A 17,668-nucleotide genomic window follows, 5' to 3' on the forward strand; every position below is an offset into this window, starting at 1 on the left:
AAATATAATAAAAGACGCGCCCTGGGACGAAAGTCTCGGGGCGCGTTCTTTTGCGCTGAAATTGTTAAATATGTCTTCCCAGGACAGCCGGGCCTGTGTCCGGGCAGCAAAAAAGGAGCCTGCAAAACTCCCGGTCCTGCGGTGCCCCTTTGATCTGTCACGAAACGTATATGCTTAAGCTACGCACACATTAACAGCCTGTAAGCCACGATTGCCATTGGTAATGTCAAAAGTAACGGACTGTCCATCCTCTAATGACTTGAAGCCATTGGAAGCGATTCCTGAATAATGAACGAAGATGTCCTCGCCATTCTCTGCGTTTGTGATAAAGCCAAATCCTTTTTGTGAGTTAAACCACTTAACTGTACCTTTGTTCATGAAAGATACCTCCTGTAATATAATATGTGTTTCTTGAATAAAAATAAAAATCACATATTTTTGTAAATCATCAACTCGTTCATGACTTACAAAAATATGTGAAATCAGAATTAATCAAAAATACTTTTTTAATATATCATAGGGGAGGGGATTTGTCAAGAGGGAAATTTATCGGCAGCCAGCGATTCCACCGCCAGAGATTCCAACGCCAGAGATTCCAACGCCAAAAGTTACGGTTAAAAGTCCCACCGCCAGATGTCCCATACGGAGAAACACCGGATAGGGGAGCTATCCGGTGTTTACTCAAGGGGAGTATAAATAATTAATAAGGATGAGGTCATGGTTTAAGGGAAACCATTTTTCCTCATATTATTTATAATATATTTTCAGGAAAAAAGCAACCTTATTTTGACGATATGGATGTTTAAAGCGGTGAACAATCCCTTGGTTTTATTGTATTTTCACTACAGTGTCTTTTTTGCTCCTCATTTTTGCGGGCAAAAGAGATGGTTTCTGACCGGAATGACATGGAATTATCGTGGCAAAGTCACAAGCGGACAGGGACTTTACTGTTAGATGGTGTGTGGACATATTAAAAAATTCATGAAAATTGCCAGAGATGGAAAAATGAACCCTGTTTAATTTTAGAATAAGAACAGACAGACGTTCTGTTTATTTTTTTGTTTTCTCTGGAATAAGAGGACTGCATTTATGCCATACTAAGGCTGTAACTAAAAAAACGTGTTTTTAGGAGGTAGTGAAGATGTCTAACAAGAATAACTACAACAACGACATGGAAAACAGCTCAAGAAATTGCAAGAACATGGATCAGCAGAATAACAGCCAGAACAATTCTCAGAACAGTTCCAAGAACAGCTCTCAGAACAGTTCTCAGAACAAGTCCCAGAATAGTTCTCAGAACAGCTCTCAGAACAGCTCTCAGAACAATTCTCAGAATTATTCCCAGAACAGCAGCCGCAACAGCAGCAGAAATGAGTCTAATTTCTAATCTGGCAGTTTGTTGTGCAGATCGATCCGGAGTAAAAAAGAAGGCCGCCGCCGTGATAAACGGCGGTCTTTTTTTGTTTCATAGGGTGCGCCCAGTAAAGGGATTGAAGTTCGGTGGGTGAAAGTCCCACGCTGTAAGGTATAAGCCGTACCGCAGCTAGCGAGTCTTGGGTGGGTAGTAGAGATACTGACTCCTAAGCGTAGACAGCGAAACTTGCAGGGCATAACTATATATAGCCTTGATATCAAAATGTAATTGGGAAGGAAGAGGTGCTCCTATTCACTGAAAGCAATACGGCTGTAAACGATAATGGCGAGAATACAGCCGCTTCCCCGGTTTTTTTAGGTTGGTCATGCAAGGAAGGATTTTAAGTCAACCGGGGAGGTCTGTCTGGATCCGGAGGAGTTGCGTACATCTGGTATGTGGAACAACTGAAGAAGGGAGAACCACAAAATACCCAGCAGAAGTCGGATGGCCGAATAGTACACAGAAGAAATAAAGTTGTGGAAGTCGAGAAGAACCTGTCCTCGCACCTGTCCTCGCAGGTCTGTCATGTAAAGTCATACCAAAGAGGAAACATAGTCTGTACACAGAGACGGGAGGAACTATGGAAACGAAATTGGCGAGAATATCACAGCTGTCGAGCGAAAATCCAGACATGGTGTTTACGTCCATAGGACATCAGCAAGCCTGAACTCGTTTTATAATATCGTGCGATACAGGCTGTACTACTGGCTGAATAGAAGAAGCCAGCAAAAAAGCTATACAAAGGAAGGGTACAAAGAACTGATGAAACAGTTTCCGCTTGCCCAGCCACGTATTTATGTCAGTATATACAGATAGCAGTCGATGTATAAGCTTTACAGGGAGCCGAATGCGGGAAAGCCGCACGTTCGGTTCTGAAAGGGGTAAGCCCCGTAAGGGGCTTATCTGCTTACCAAATGCCCTCTCCGCTCAAAGGAACGCTGGGATGCTCTCTGCATGGGGATTTTGTGGTTGCAGGCACTTGGACTGGGGCGAAAATCATGCTAGAATATGGGAAGATGCAGCGAATAAAATCTTCTGATGAAAGGTGACCAGCCATGATAAATATGAGAGGTCGACTGACTGCAAAATACCGGTCCATGGAATTGGGAAAAAAGATCCTGGTTATCCTTTTGTCCGTGTCCCTTTTGCAGATCGGAATTATTCTGATGATATCCTACCACTTAAGCTCCGCCATTATAACGGAACAGACACAGGAACTGATCAGCGAGAGTCTGGAACAGAGTGCGGGGAATATAAGGGCAACATTTGAACGCTTTAACAGCGTGATACAGGAGATCTATACCAACCCGGACTATATTGACGACCTGAAGATCATCAATTCCTGGGACGGGGAGGATTATTACCGGTCTAAGCATTCCCTGGAGGACAAGCTGCGGGATATCATATATATGAACGAGGAGATCATGGGGATCGCCATTGTGGGGAAATATGGGGATGAGTGCTTTTATGACAGCGTGACCTTGTCAAGCCGGAAGCCGTATTGTTTCCCTCCCAACCTGAAGAATGATCCGCTGGTAAAGGATGCCATGAAGCAGAAGGGCAGTATTTATTCTCCCCTGACCAGTAAGAACGATGAGGAATATGGAAGCCACTCCTACTTTTTCATAGCCCACCCCCTTGCTGATTTTAACAATTACAAAAGGGGAGCCGAGGGCTGTGTGATTCTGTGTATTGATGAGAGCCGGTTCCGCAGGGTTTACAGCCAGGGAGGCGAGGAGTCCAACATTTCTTTTCTGGTGGATTGTTACGGCAACATGGTATCATTTCCCCAGCAGGGATACCATGATACCAACCTGTTTCCAGGGCGGTCCGGGGTGATGATAGGAGAGGAGGATATGGATGTCCTTAAAAAGGCGTCCTATGATTTTATCAGCAAGATCCATTACTTTCGTGCCGGAAACCTGTCTGTCAATGCCCTCAGCATTCTGAACGGGGAATTCTTTATTGTGAATATCCAGGATCTGAACTACTCCCTGTCTAAGCTGCGCTATCTCCTGATCATGATCTGTCTGGTGGCAGGGCTGGTGGGAGCAGTCTGTTTCCTAATTGTGTATTACATATCACAGGATACGGACCGGTCCGTGAAGAAGATACTAAAGGCCATGAACGAGGCCAATAGAGGAAATCTGGACAGCAAGGCGGTGGTGGAAGGAAATGACGAGTTTGCCAGGATCTCCGAGCACTTTAATGATATGCTGGCAGAGATCAAGAAGGCGAACCAGCAGGAGCGGGAGTCCATGGTCCGGGAGAAAAATGCAGAGATACGGTCCCTGGAAGCCCAGATCAATCCACATTTCCTTTACAATACACTGGATACCATCAACTGGCAGGCAATTGAACAGCAGCAGTTCTCCATCAGCCAGATGATCACAAAGCTGGCCCAGATCCTGCGCTACAGTATCCACAACAGCAATGAGATCGTGACGATCCGGACAGAGCTGGAATTTTTGAAAAAGTATATCTATTTACAGCAGCAGCGCTTTGACTACTCATTCCAGTGCTCCATTGATGCGGATGAAAAGGTGGAGGAGTGCTGCATCCACAAACTCCTGCTGCAGCCACTGGTGGAAAATACCATTATCCATGGATTTCCGGACAGCGGGAGGCCGGGGGAGATAGACATATCCATACAGTACACAGAAGAGGGAAATATTTCCATAGAGATCAAAGATAACGGCGTGGGCATGAGCCCTGATCTGGTGCGGCAGCTGAACTCATATGACGGCAGGGCTGACACCCTGGGCAAAACCATTGGAGTCAGGAACGTGATCACCAGGATCAAACTGTATTATGGGGACAAAGGGGATATCCGTTTTGACTCAGACTTGACAGGGACCACGGTGCGCATTGTGATTCCGGAAGTACATTAGGAAGGGGTGATGGGATGAGGATCGTTCTGGTGGAGGATGAACATAAAACCAGGAATGGCATTCTGAATATGATAAAGCAGTTTACCGCCCATGAGGTGGTGGGGGTTGGGGAAAATGGGCAGGAAGGATATGAACTGGTGAAAGAGAAGCAGCCGGACCTGATTATCAGCGATATCAGGATGCCGGTCATGGGCGGCCTGGAAATGCTCCAGAAGCTGTTTGATGAAAAGGTCAGGTTCAATGCAATTCTTCTCACCGGGTACTCGGACTTTGAATATGCAAGGAAGGCCCTCCAGCTTCAGGTGGTGGACTATCTCCTGAAACCGTTGGACGTGGAGGATTTTTTAAAGAATCTAAGCGCCGTGGAGACAAGGATCTGTAATACGAGGATCCAACAGGTTTCCGTGGAACAGCTGCTCATTAATTACAAGGAGTGCCAGGAAGAGCAAAAGGACTCAGTGCGCCTGGTGCTCCAGGAGATGCTTCACATGAATGACAAGACAGAACTGACCTTGTTTTTATTGTCCCCGGGAAGGATGTTTGTGGACCGGGTGGCGGAGTTTATGAACTGTACAAAGGAACTGCTGGAATCACTCTGCATTGAAAATTCCTGTGTCATCTCCGTGCCCGGGGAAAAGCGCATCCTGGTCATTGCGGCCGGCACGGAGAGAAACAGGGGGTTTAAGAACCGGTTTGCCATAAAGGTCCTGCCGGAGCTGGAGGAGATAGGGGCCTGTACCTGTGTCTGCCACCGGGTCTGGGGAATTGAAAATTTGTGGCCCGGGGTGGAACAGATGACAGGCTGGCTGCCCTATGCGTTTTCCCTTGATCCTGACAGGATGATCGATGAGGAGACGGTTGCACAGGTGCGCTACGGGCCATTGGAATATCCTGAGCATTTAGAGAAGTCCATGATCCGCGAACTTCGCAATGGCAACAAGAAGAAACTGGAAGAATATGGAAATAAATTTATCAGGGAGGTTGCGGACAGCAATGGCAGACCGGAAGAGATACGGGAGTGCGCCGTACGCCTGATCGCCAATGTGTTCAATGTGGCCAGGGAGATGAAGGAGTATTTTAACCAGGAAGAGAACATTCAATATTTTATTGAAATGGTCGTATTGAGTGAAAGCAGAAGCGAGGTCCATTACCAACTGGAAAAATTCATACATATGATCTCCAAAGAGCCGGGGGAAGAAATGCCCACGGAGAACGGCATGGTCATGAACGCGGTTTCCTATATACGCACCAACTATAAAGAGGACATCACACTGACGGATGTGGCCAGGATATGCAGGGTGACGCCGGAATACCTGAGCAGGATTTTTTACCGGGAAACAGGGATTAATTTCAGCGCTTTTTTACAAAATTTCAGGATCAGCGCTGCCAAGCGGATGCTGATGACCGGCAATTATAAGATCTATGAGGTGGCTGAGGCCGTTGGCTTTCATGACCAGAAGTATTTTATTAAGGTATTTAAAAAACTCTGCGGGGTGACTCCGTCAGAGTATAGGAAGGAATCCAGGTTATGAGCATAAAAAGGGTTATGCCTGTTGTAATAGGAACACTTATGATCTCCATCCTGATTGTATATGTCCAGTTCCAAAAGGATATCCCGGAGGATAAGTCTGCACAGGACCAAACCGCGGTCATCAAAGTCCTGTCCTGCTATGAGATCATGGGGCAACAGGAGATATTAAGGCAGTTTGCGGATGAGTTTAATGAACAAAATCCAGGCCTGCGGGTGGAGATGGAATTTATTGACAAGGAAAACCTGAAAAAGGACATATGCCTGAGGGAGGAACGGGGAGATAAGGCGGACATGGTTATCTGCGACAGCCTGGAGATGGCCGGACTTCTTGACATGGATGTGCTGGAAGACATCACCCCCTACATTACCAAGGAGCGGAGGGCCAGCGTCATATGGCCGGATATGTGGCAGGCTGTTATGGATGATGGGAAATACTATGGGATCCCCTTTAGCTGCGATCCCTATGTACTGTTTTCCAATACCGGATATTTTGAGAAAAAGGCTCTGGATGTGCCGGATAACTGGAATCAGGTATTTGAAGTGTGCAACAGCATTGACAGCAGCGGGATTTACGGCCTTGGATTCGGCGTGCGGCGCACAGGGGATGGAGCGCGGCTTTACAGCAGCGTGCTTTACATATGCGGCGGAAGCTACTACAGTCTGGACAGCAGTCCGGGGATCAGGTCCCTGGAACTATTCGACACCCTGAAGCGGTGGGGCTATGTGGATAAAAATGTGATCAATTATACACAGACAGATATTGCGCGGGAATTTGCAGATGAAAAGGCAGCCATGATCATTGCCCCCATCAGCGTAAAAACCTATCTGGACCAGCTAAAGAGCGGTATATCCTACAGGATCACTGCGGTGCCCGGGGAGGTTAGGGAGGGGTATGTCCTGTCAGGGGACAATATAGGGATCCTGAAAAACGGGGACAGAGGCGCCCTTGCATTTATGGGGTATCTGTACCAGCCGGAGGTCAGGACGCGTTTCTTAAATGCCACAGGCACCCTTCCCCTGTTTCAGGCAGAAGCAGGAGAAGGCGGAAATGACAGGGATATGCTGCAGCTGAAAAAGGGTTTTGTCAACCAGGGGATTTTGTTAAAGAGTTACAATTCCTGGTTTGAGGTATCCAGCATCCTTTCCGAATATGTTTGCAGCCTGCTTACAAAGAAAAACATAGATGTGCCCGAAACTGCAAGGAACCTCCAGGATGAGGTGAGGGTTGCGATCATGAACCACTGATGCTTTTTGCGTCAGTGGTTAAAATTTTACCCTTTTTTCAAAAAAGTGGAATATACTTTGGCTGTTTGAAATGATACCATCAGTGTACAAAGAAAAATAAAGGAGAGGGAAAAATGAAAAGAAAATTGATCAGCGCGGCATTGGCCGCTGTTATGGTTTCCAGCCTGGCTGCATGCGGGGCCTCCGGGTCTGCATCCGCCACCGCAGCCCCGTCTGAGCAGAAGAGCGGGAAGGAGGAGACCGGGGCGTCATCAGGGGAAAAGAAGACTCTGACCGTTACATTTAAGGATGATGGCCAGGGAGAAAACCATCCGTGGTATGTATGGCTTAAGAAAAGCTATGAGGAATGGGACCAAAAGGATGGGATCAATCTGGAACTTGCCCCCATCACATCCTCTGAGGGGGATTATTATACCAAAGTTGCCCTGCAGCTGGCGGACAAGAATACCTGCCCGGACATTGTGATCGAGGATACCTTCCAGCTTCCAAGTGATGTAAGCGCCGGATACCTGACTAATCTGGACTCTTATGTGGCCGGTTACCCGGAATGGTCCGATGGGACATATTATGATTCTCTGAAGTCAGGTTCTGTTGCAGAGGACGGCTCTGTCTACGGTATCCCTTATTCCACGGATGCCAGAGGGATCTGGTACAACAAGGAGATCTTTAAGCAGGCAGGTCTTCCCCAGGAGTGGCAGCCGGAGAACTGGCAGGATATTCTGGACGCGTGCGCTGCCATCAAGGCCAATGTTCCGGATGTGATCCCATTCTGGTGTAATTCCGGTGTGGCAACCGGTGAGGCCACCTCCATGCAGACCTATGAAATGCTGCTGTACGGAACAGGTGAGCAGCTTCTGGATGAGAATGGAAAATGGATCGTAAAGAGCCGGGCCATTGAGGACACCCTGCAGTTTATCAGTGACATTTATACCAATGGCTACGGACCCTCCCTGTCCCTGGTACTTAACGGGCAGGCCACCAACACGGCCAGGCGCGAATATCTGCCCCAGCAGAAACTGGCAATGTCCATGGACGGAGCCTGGATCTGTGCAAACTGGGAGGAGACAGGCGCTTCCCCATGGCCTGAATACCAGGAGATCATGGGATTTGCAGCCATGCCCACACAGAACGGCGGCGGTGTGATCACCATGTCAGGAGGCTGGTCTGTTTCCATTCCTGAAAATTCCGATATGAAAGATGAGGCGTTTGCCTTTGTTAAGAAATTAATGGAACCGCCTCTGTACACCGAATCCGTGATCGCCCAGGGAAGTATTGTCACCAGGACGGATGCGGCTGCGGATGAGGCATATACCTCCCTTCCCTTCCGCACGGAAGCAACCGACCTGCTGGAGGGAGCCTTCTTCAGACCACAGAACGAGCAGTATTCAGTTGTGACCAATAATATCCAGACCATGGTGGAGGCGGTTGTATCCGGCAGTACGCCGGAGGATGCCATGAACCAGTATGCCATGGATGTGGCCCGCGTGGTGGGGGATGACAATGTAGTGGAGAAATAAGTTCATCTTTCCCGGAAAGATGAAGCCTGCGGCGGATCGTGTAAGGCGCACATACCTATCATGTCATGCAAAGCATGAGGCGACTTACACAAGTACGTTCAGGCGTACCTGAATTGTGGAGCGGCGATCAGACGGATTACCCTCCACATTTTTATGAAAGGAAGAGTTGTCCAATGACAAACAGACAGGTATATAGTTGGCGGGAGGAGATGAGAAAATCCGTGCTTCTGCTCCCGGCAGTGGCAGTCTTACTGTGCTTTTTCATCGTCCCCATTGTATTGACCGTGTATTACTCGTTTACAAATATGGCGCTCAGCGGTTCCAATGCCAGGAATTTGAAGTTCATTGGCCTGGAGAATTACCAAAGAATGCTGACAGACCCCAGCACCATCACGGCTATCAGGAATACCCTGGTATTTTTGGCGGGCAGCCTGGCAGGACAGACCATCCTGGGGTTTGCAATCGCCTATTTTATGAAACAGAAGGCCAGGGCTTTCCGCAGTGTGGTGGGCCCCTGTTTCCTGGTGGGCTGGGTGATGCCGGAGATTGTGGTGGCATTATGCTTTATGGCCTTTTTTAAGGAAAACGGAACCTTAAACGTGCTTCTGGGCGCTGTGGGGATAAAGGGCATTGCCTGGCTTTATGAACATCCCATGCTCTCGGTGATCATGGCCAACGTGTGGCACGGGACCGCATTTTCCATGCTGAATTTCCAGTCCGCCCTGGATAACGTATCCGGGGAGATAGAGGAGGCAGCCCGTGTGGACGGCGCCAACCGGCTCCAGGTTCTGATCCGTATCATTGTACCCTGCATCAAGGACAGCATTGCCACCAATGTAATGTTAAACACCCTGTCCACACTGGGGGTATACGGACTGATCTACGCCATGACAGGAGGAGGTCCTGCCAATAAGACCACCACCCTGCCCATTTACATGTACAATCAGGGACTTAAGGGAATGCAGCTGGGATTTGGAACTGCCATCGGAATGCTGATCCTTCTGGTGGGCATCATATGCAGCCTGATATATGCCAGGATCTTAAAATCAAAGGATTAGGGAGGAGCGCAGCATGAATAACAAACAGGTCAATTATCTGCATTATATTGTATTGAGTTTTATGGCGCTTACATTCCTTTTGCCCCTGGTGTGGCTGGTGGCGGCGTCACTGGACCCCAATGCCAGCGATGCCCTTAAGACCCCTGCGGCCTGGACCATGGGCAACTTTGTCAGTGTGCTGACGGAAAAAAGCAATCTGCGGGCTTACTGGGTGGGCTTTGTGATATCATTTGTGGAATCACTGGCAGTGGTCCTGCTGTCCTGCCTGGCCGCTTATCCGCTGTCCAGATACAAATTAAGCTACAAAAAGGCATTTATGAACATCATACTGTTTATGACCGCCCTGCCCATGATCGCCGTGATCGTCCCGGTTTATAAAATGTACCTGAGTCTGGGGCTTTTGGACAAAATCTGGGAAGTGATCCTGTACCTCTCGGCCTCATCCCTTCCCTACGGGCTGTGGCTGATGAAGAATTTTATGGACGCGGTTCCCCAGGAACTGGAGGAGGCTGCCTGGGTAGACGGGGCCACCACTATGAAATCCATTACAGGGGTTGTGCTGCCGTTAATGTTTCCGGGAATCTGCACCGTGTTTATCTACACGTTTTCCAAGAGCTGGGGCAACTTTTTTGTTCCGTATATCCTTCTCAGCTCAGCGTCCAAGATGCCGGCTTCCGTGAAGCTGTATCAGTTTTTCGGCCAGTATGGACTTATTGACTACGGTCCTCTGGCAGCTTATTCCATCATCTACACGCTGCCCTCCATCCTGCTGTACATATTGTCCCAGAATTATATGTCCAAAGGATTCAGTTTATCAGGAGCCGCAAAAGGGTAGAGTTTCAAGATTTAAGGAGGTTAGAAATGATCATGCTTCGCCAGCGGATAGGAAAGTTCCTTTCTTATCTGGAACAACAGATTTACCCCCTGACCCGGGAGGTAACGGATATACGCTTTATCAAGTCGGAGGAAAACTACAGGGGCAGAATGGATCTGAATGCTTCGGAATGGAAGCCCTTTGGCAGCGGGGGGATATGGGGAGGCCACAGAGAGTATTACTGGTTCGACCTTAAGGCAACGGTACCGGAATGCTTTGAGGGAAAATGTGTCTGCCTTGAGATCCTCACCGGAAAGGAAGGGGGATGGGACGCAACCAACCCGCAGTTCTCCTGTTATGTGGACGGCGTGCTGCGCCAGGGATTGGATGTCAATCACCGGGAGGTGGTCCTTTCCGAACATGCTGCGCCGGGGCAGGAGTACCGGATCGTTCTCTCTGCGTTCACAGGGGACCAGAATTTTAACTTAAAACTCAAGGCTTCCCTGAAGGTGCTGGACCGCCTGACCGAACAATACTATTATGATATTTCCGTGCCATATCATACGGCCTGCCTGCTGGACGAGGAGGACCGGGATTTTATAACCATCATCAATACCATCAACCAGTCCGTCAATCTTCTGGATTTCCGCAAGGAGGGGTCGCCTGAATATTATGAAAGCCTTGCCAGGGCGCAGCAATACATAACAGAGGAATTTTATGAAAAACGGTGCGGCACCAAGGACAGGCCGACCATCTGCTGTGTGGGCCACACCCATATTGACTGTGCCTGGCTGTGGACCCTGAGGGTCACGCAGGACAAGGCTGTGCGCAGCTTTTCCACGGTGCTGGAGCTTATGCGGCAGTATCCGGAGTATAAGTTCATGTCCAGCCAGCCCCTTTTGTACCAATTTGTGAAAAAGAACGCCCCTGAGATCTATGAGGAGATCAGGGAACGGGTCCGTGAAGGGCGGTGGGAGACAGAGGGGGCCATGTTTGTGGAGGCGGACTGCAACCTCTCATCAGGGGAATCCCTGGTGCGCCAGATCCTGTACGGCAAGCGTTTTTTCAAGGAAGAATTTGGAAAGGACAATGTGGTAGTATGGCTGCCGGATGTGTTCGGCTACTCAGCGGCCCTGCCCCAGATCATGAAAAAGACAGGGATCCGGTATTTCATGACCACTAAGATCAACTGGAATGAATTCAACCGCATGCCCTATGATACGTTCATGTGGAGGGGGATCGATGGCACGGAGATCCTGACGCATTTTATGCCCACCAGGGATTATAAGGACACGGCGGACAATGCCAACAGGACCAACTTTTTCACCACTTATAACGGCTTTATCAATCCGTCCCAGGTCAAGGGATCCTGGAAACGGTACAGCCAGAAATACCTGAACCAGGAGACTCTGATGGCCTGCGGCTACGGGGACGGCGGCGGAGGGACCACCAGGGAAATGCTGGAAAACCAGAGGCGGCTGTCCAAGGGGATCCCGGGCTGCCCCAACACCAGAATGTCCCATGTAACGGAGTTCTTTGAAAAGCTGGAACAGGATATATGCCAAAACCCCTATCTGCCTGTGTGGAGCGGCGAACTGTACCTGGAATACCACAGGGGCACTTATACCACCATGGCACGGAATAAACGTTATAACAGGAAATCGGAGTTTGCCTGCCAGAACATGGAATGGCTGGGAGTGATGGAGGAATGCCTGCTGGGGGAGGAAGACCTGCCTGGCGGAGGGCATCCGGGAGGGAAGTATCCGGCCCGGCTGCTAAAGGAGAGCTGGGAGACCGTGATGAAGAATCAGTTCCACGATATACTGCCCGGTTCATCCATCAAAGAGGTATATGAAGATTCCAAGGCAGAGTATGAAGAATTGCTGGAACGTGCCGGGCAGCAGATCAGGGAACAGCTTCAAAGGCTGGCGGATCATGTGGATGCCGGAGCCGGGGACGTGGTGGTGTTTAATCCTTACGGCGCTTTGGGAGAAGGGATTGCGGAATTTTCACCGGGGAAGGGGAAAGAGGTAACCGGGCTTCGGGACGGCTCAGGAAAGATTCCGGTCCAGCAGACAGCGGAGGGCCGCTGCATCTTTGAGGCCCTGGGAGTGCCCTCAAGGGGGTACCGTACCTACGGGTATGGGGAGGAGAACGCCATGCCTTCGGAACTGACTGTCAGCGAGAGGGGAATGGAGAACCGGTACTTTATCCTGGAATTTAACGAAAAGGGCCAGTTTTCACGCATTTATGATAAGGAGAATAAGCGTGAGGTCCTGAAGCCGGGCCGGGCCGGCAATGTGATCATGAGCTACGAGGACCGTCCCCACAACTATGATGCGTGGGATATCAATAACTACTATACGGAGAAAAGCTGGGAAGTGGATCAGGTCTCATCTGTTCAGGTTACGGAGATGGGGCCGGTGCGCGCCGCGGTGCAGATCGACCGGCAGTACCTGGATTCAACCATTTCCCAGACTATTTACCTGTATGGCCATACCCCCAGGATCGATATACGGACCAAGGTGGACTGGAACGAGCACCTGATTATGCTGAAGGATATATTCCCGCTGGATGTCCATACGGATGAAGCGTCCTTTGAGATCCAGTACGGCAATGTAAAACGGCCCACCCATTCCAACACCTCATGGGATTTTGCAAAATTTGAGGTATGTGTCCATAAGTGGCTGGATGTGTCCGAGTACGGGTACGGGGTCAGCTTTCTCAACGACTGCAAATACGGCTGCAGCGTAAAGGACGGAGTGGTGGGGCTGACCATGTTAAAGTCCCCTCTGTATCCCAATCCGGATGCGGACAAGGAAAAACACGAGTTTTGGTATTCCATTTATCCCCATAAGGGGGACTGGAGGGAAGCCGGCACGGTGAAACAGGCGTATCTGTTTAATAATCCCCTGATGGCAGCTGTGAAAAACGGATCTGACCGCACCCTCCCGCCACAGTATTCCCTGGTATCCGTGGATGCGGATAATATTGTGATCGAAGTGGTGAAACAGGCGGAGGACAGCCGGGATGTGATCCTGCGAATGTATGAGTGCTTTAACCAGCGCACGGACACGCGCCTCACATGGAGGCTTCCGGTAAAGGGGGCTGCGGAATGTGATATGCTGGAGGCAGAGGAGAGGACGCTGGATGTGGCAAAGGAGGGAACCAGGCTCTCATTTATGCCCTTTGAGATCAAGACCGTGAAACTTATGCTTCAAAGCCCATAGAGAGCAGGGGAAAGTGCGCAAATACAGCACGGGAAATGAAGACGCCGTAACAGGCGGGTCAGTAAAAACCGATAATCATAGAACAATAGAATAACGGAACGGCTAAAGAGCCGGCGTGCAACCAAGTACGCCGGCCTTTTGGTGGTGTCCACGGCCAGAAGCCCCGGGATCAGGCCCGCCCCGCCCAGGTCCGCCCCAAAGTCCCCACAATCCCGGTTTGATCCTTCACCCCATGGACCACACCGCATATATTGATAATAGGACACGTCTGACAGGCTTTTTTGCCGGCCGGCCGTAAAGGAAAGGGCAGGTGAGTAGGAAATGACGACATTTCCAATGATATCATATAGACAATTTGACGAATGGCTGGAGCAGGGAAAAGTGGCCCAGCTGGTGGATCTGCGGGAACCGTGGATGTATGAGCATGACCGCCTGTGGGGAAGTATGAACATTCCCTACGAGGAGCTGGAGTGTAACATGGATCTTATTAGAAGGGACGGTACCGTGGTGTTCTATTGTGACCGGGGGGCGAAAAGCATGGTGGTCTGCCGGGACCTGTGGAGATTGGGCTATGATGCAGTGGATCTGGCTGGAGGAATGTTGAATTACCGGGGGAAATACATTGACAGAAGCCCGGTTTCAGCTATAGAATAGAAACCGTAAGTTTGAGTGATAAAAGCTGTTTTCAGGAGGATAAACCCATGAAGATAATGTTTGCATCGGATATACACGGTTCTGCGTACTATTGCAGGAGGATGCTGGATATATATGAAGGGACCGGAGCAGAGCGCCTGGTTTTGCTGGGAGATATTCTGTACCACGGTCCCCGCAATGACCTGCCAAGGGATTATGCGCCCAAGGAAGTCATTGCCATGTTAAATTCCATGAAGAATGAAATTTATGCGGTTCGGGGAAACTGTGATACAGAGGTGGACCAGATGGTGCTTGATTTCCCCATCATGGCGGATTACGGACTGTTTGTGATCGAGGGCAAAACCTTTTATGCCACCCATGGACATGTGTTTGACCAGGACCATCTTCCTCCCATGAAGGAAGGCGATATCCTTGTTCATGGACACACCCACCTTCTGAAAGCGGAGACAGTTGACAATACACCCTGCGGACGCATCACTGTGCTCAACCCAGGGTCTGTTTCCATACCCAAGGGAGGGAATCCCCATACCTATGCCATGCTTGTGGACGGGGTATTCCGGATCCTCACCCTGGACGGGGACCTGGTAAAAGAAATGAAGCTGTAATATGCGGAGAGGATAATTGATTGAAGACATATGAACTGATCGCACCCTGCCATTTTGGACTGGAAGCGGTGCTGAAAAAAGAGATACTGGATCTGGGATATGAGATATCCCTTGTGGAGGATGGCCGTGTTACCTTTATCGGTGATGATGAAGCGATCTGCCGCGCCAATATATTCCTGCGCACCGCGGAGCGTGTGCTTTTAAAGGTGGGGAGTTTTAAGGCAGAGACATTTGAGGAACTGTTTCAGGGTACAAAAGCCATTGCCTGGGAGGAATATGTGCCGGAGGATGGAAAATTCTGGGTTGCAAAGGCTTCCTCCATCAAGAGCAAGCTGTTCAGCCCCTCTGATATACAATCCATCATGAAAAAGGCAATGGTGGAGCGGATGAAAAAGCATTATGGCGTATCATGGTTCCCTGAAAATGGAGCCAGCTATCCCCTGCGCGTATTTCTGTATAAGGATGTGGTGACAGTGGGTATAGACACCAGCGGCGATTCACTCCACAAACGCGGATACAGGACACTGACCAGCAAGGCGCCCATTACAGAAACCCTGGCGGCCGCACTGATTATGCTGACCCCGTGGAACAAAGAACGCATACTGGTGGATCCCTTTTGCGGAAGCGGGACATTTCCCATTGAAGCGGCCATGATGGCGGCCAATATGGCGCCGGGTATGAACCGCTCCTTCCTGTCTGAGGACTGGAAGAATTTGATCAAGCGTAAATGCTGGTATGAGGCCATGGATGAGGCCAATGAACTGGTGGACAGGGATGTGAAGGCGGACATTCAGGGGTATGACATTGACGGTGATATTGTAAAGGCGGCCAGGGCCAATGCAGAGTCTGCCGGAGTGGACCATATGATCCATTTCCAGCAAAGGCCTGTCAGCGCTTTAAGCCATCCCAAGAAATATGGATTTATTATATCCAACCCGCCGTACGGCGAGCGGCTTGAGGAGAAATCCAACCTTCCAGCCCTGTACAGGGAGATCGGGGAGCGCTATGCTGCCCTGGATGCATGGTCCATGTACCTGATTACTTCCTACGAGGACGCGGAGCAGTACATTGGGCGCAAGGCGGACAAGAACAGGAAGATCTACAATGGTATGATGAAGACATACTTTTACCAGTTCATGGGACCAAAGCCTCCCAGACGCAGTCAGGAGAGCAGAGAGAATTGAGAAACAGCAATACCTTTATTTCATATACAGGCCAGAAGTGGCTGATATTGGCCCTGGCCGGCGTTTTGCTGGCGGGGTCTGTTTCCGGTTGCGGCAGTCTTGGGGCGGGAAATCCCCGGCAGGAGATGCAGCAGGAGACGCAGGAGAGCTTATCAGGCACGCAGGAGAACAGCGCCGGCCATACGGCCGGCCGGACTGACGGGGGAGAGACGGGAAAGGAAGAAGAACGGGAAAAAGAAACGAAGGAAAAGGATACACAGGAAAAAGAGACAAAGGATGAGTATAAACCATATATATGGAACCGGGGTGACGGACCGCAGGTAAAGCTGCCGGCTGCCTATGACTACAGGACAGAGGGAAGGGCGCCCCAGATCGGCAACCAGGGATCCCTGGGAACGTGCTGGGCCTTTGCATCCCTCACCGCTCTGGAGTCTTCCCTGCTGCCTGGGCAGAGGATGACATTTGCAGTGGACCACATGTCCATGCACAACAACTTTCTTTTAAGCCAGGATGAGGGTGGGGAGTACACCATGTCCATGGCCTATCTTCTGGCATGGCAGGGGCCTGTGCTGGAATCCGAGGACCCTTACGGGGACGGTTATTCGCCGGATGGTCTAATGCCTAGGAAGCATGTGCAGGAGATCCAGGTCCTGAAGGCCAAGGATTATGATGCCGTTAAACGGGCCGTATACCTGGAAGGAGGGGTGCAGAGTTCTCTGTATACCTCCATGAGGGATTACCAGAGCGAGTCCGTGTACTATAACCGGGAAACCAATTCCTACTGTTATATGGGCAGCGAAAAGCCGAACCATGATTCCGTGATTGTTGGATGGGATGACAATTATTCCAGGGAGAATTTTAATATGGACCTGGAGGGGGATGGGGCGTTTATCTGTACCAACAGCTGGGGTGAGGATTTTGGGGACCAGGGATATTTTTACGTATCCTACTACGACACCAATATCGGGGTTCATAATATTGTCTACACAGGCGTGGAGCAGGTAAATAATTACGATAGGATCCACCAGAGCGATCTGTGCGGCTGGGTGGGCCAGATCGGATACGGCCAGGACGAGGCATGGTTTTCCAATGCGTACAGGGCCGGTTCCGGGGAAATGCTGGCAGCCGCCGGATTCTATGCAACGGACAGTGATACCCAGTATGAGCTTTATGTGGCCAGACATCTGCCTGAGGCCGGGGATCCGGAACTTGAAAAGGCGCTGAACAGCCGCACACTTCTGGCACGGGGTAAGCTGGCCAATGCGGGGTTTTATACAATTCCCCTGGAAGAAAAAATACTATTGGATGATGATGAAAAATTTGCTATAATAGTTAAAATAATAACACCCGGGACCGTCCATCCGGTTGCCATAGAATATGATGCCGGGGACGGGATCGCTTTGGTGGACCTAAAGGACGGGGAGGGTTATCTAAGCCATGACGGCAATGTCTGGGAACATGTGGAGGAAACCCAGGGCTGCAATATCTGCCTGAAGGTTTACACCAAGTATAAATAATTGAAGTA

13 protein-coding genes are annotated in these 17,668 nt (G+C 49.9%); 12 read left to right on the forward strand and 1 reads right to left on the reverse strand.

What is annotated here, in order from left to right; translation table 11 throughout:
- Positions 1-174 precede the first annotated feature (174 nt).
- On the reverse strand, positions 175-378 hold the full coding sequence (locus CLFS41_RS15300; protein ID WP_007861303.1) for a cold-shock protein: 204 nt from the start codon (positions 376-378) through the stop codon (positions 175-177).
- Between the two features lie 763 nt (positions 379-1,141).
- Between CLFS41_RS15300 and CLFS41_RS15305 the strand changes: the two genes are divergently transcribed.
- From CLFS41_RS15305 to CLFS41_RS15360, 12 genes are all read left to right on the forward strand, one after another.
- Positions 1,142-1,387, forward strand: a complete 246-nt coding sequence (locus CLFS41_RS15305; protein WP_007861299.1) for a hypothetical protein — start codon at positions 1,142-1,144, stop codon at positions 1,385-1,387.
- Positions 1,388-2,469: 1,082 nt separating this feature from the next.
- Entirely contained in the window at positions 2,470-4,305 is a 1,836-nt protein-coding gene (locus CLFS41_RS15310; protein ID WP_007861297.1) for a sensor histidine kinase, read from the forward strand.
- A gap of 14 nt (positions 4,306-4,319) precedes the next feature.
- Positions 4,320-5,837 (forward strand): response regulator, encoded by a 1,518-nt coding sequence (locus CLFS41_RS15315; RefSeq protein WP_007861296.1) that lies wholly within the window; start codon positions 4,320-4,322, stop codon positions 5,835-5,837.
- The gene (locus CLFS41_RS15320; protein ID WP_007861295.1) at positions 5,834-7,081 is read left to right on the forward strand and encodes an extracellular solute-binding protein; all 1,248 of its coding nucleotides are present in this window, start codon (positions 5,834-5,836) and stop codon (positions 7,079-7,081) included. The genes CLFS41_RS15315 and CLFS41_RS15320 overlap by 4 nt, the downstream gene beginning before the upstream one ends.
- A 113-nt stretch (positions 7,082-7,194) precedes the next feature.
- Positions 7,195-8,598: an extracellular solute-binding protein gene (locus CLFS41_RS15325; RefSeq protein WP_045092771.1), complete on the forward strand. Its 1,404-nt coding sequence runs from the start codon at positions 7,195-7,197 to the stop codon at positions 8,596-8,598.
- 173 nt (positions 8,599-8,771) lie between these two features.
- Positions 8,772-9,656 (forward strand): sugar ABC transporter permease, encoded by an 885-nt coding sequence (locus tag CLFS41_RS15330; RefSeq protein WP_045092772.1) that lies wholly within the window; start codon positions 8,772-8,774, stop codon positions 9,654-9,656.
- Positions 9,657-9,669: 13 nt separating this feature from the next.
- Positions 9,670-10,491: a carbohydrate ABC transporter permease gene (locus CLFS41_RS15335; protein WP_045092773.1), complete on the forward strand. Its 822-nt coding sequence runs from the start codon at positions 9,670-9,672 to the stop codon at positions 10,489-10,491.
- A 26-nt stretch (positions 10,492-10,517) separates the two neighbouring features.
- Positions 10,518-13,700, forward strand: a complete 3,183-nt coding sequence (locus CLFS41_RS15340) for an alpha-mannosidase (RefSeq protein WP_045092774.1) — start codon at positions 10,518-10,520, stop codon at positions 13,698-13,700.
- A 321-nt stretch (positions 13,701-14,021) separates the two neighbouring features.
- Positions 14,022-14,354, forward strand: coding sequence for a rhodanese-like domain-containing protein (locus CLFS41_RS15345; RefSeq protein WP_007861289.1), 333 nt, complete (start codon positions 14,022-14,024; stop codon positions 14,352-14,354).
- 47 nt (positions 14,355-14,401) lie between these two features.
- Entirely contained in the window at positions 14,402-14,959 is a 558-nt protein-coding gene (gene yfcE / locus CLFS41_RS15350; RefSeq protein ID WP_007861287.1) for a phosphodiesterase, read from the forward strand.
- 20 nt (positions 14,960-14,979) lie between these two features.
- On the forward strand, positions 14,980-16,143 hold the full coding sequence (locus CLFS41_RS15355; RefSeq protein WP_045092775.1) for a class I SAM-dependent RNA methyltransferase: 1,164 nt from the start codon (positions 14,980-14,982) through the stop codon (positions 16,141-16,143).
- Positions 16,140-17,660, forward strand: a complete 1,521-nt coding sequence (locus CLFS41_RS15360; RefSeq protein ID WP_045092776.1) for a lectin like domain-containing protein — start codon at positions 16,140-16,142, stop codon at positions 17,658-17,660. The genes CLFS41_RS15355 and CLFS41_RS15360 overlap by 4 nt, the downstream gene beginning before the upstream one ends.
- Positions 17,661-17,668: the final 8 nt, after the last annotated feature.

This window comes from Clostridium sp. FS41 (assembly GCF_000954015.1).
GTDB classification, from domain to species: Bacteria; Bacillota; Clostridia; order Lachnospirales; family Lachnospiraceae; genus Enterocloster; species Enterocloster citroniae.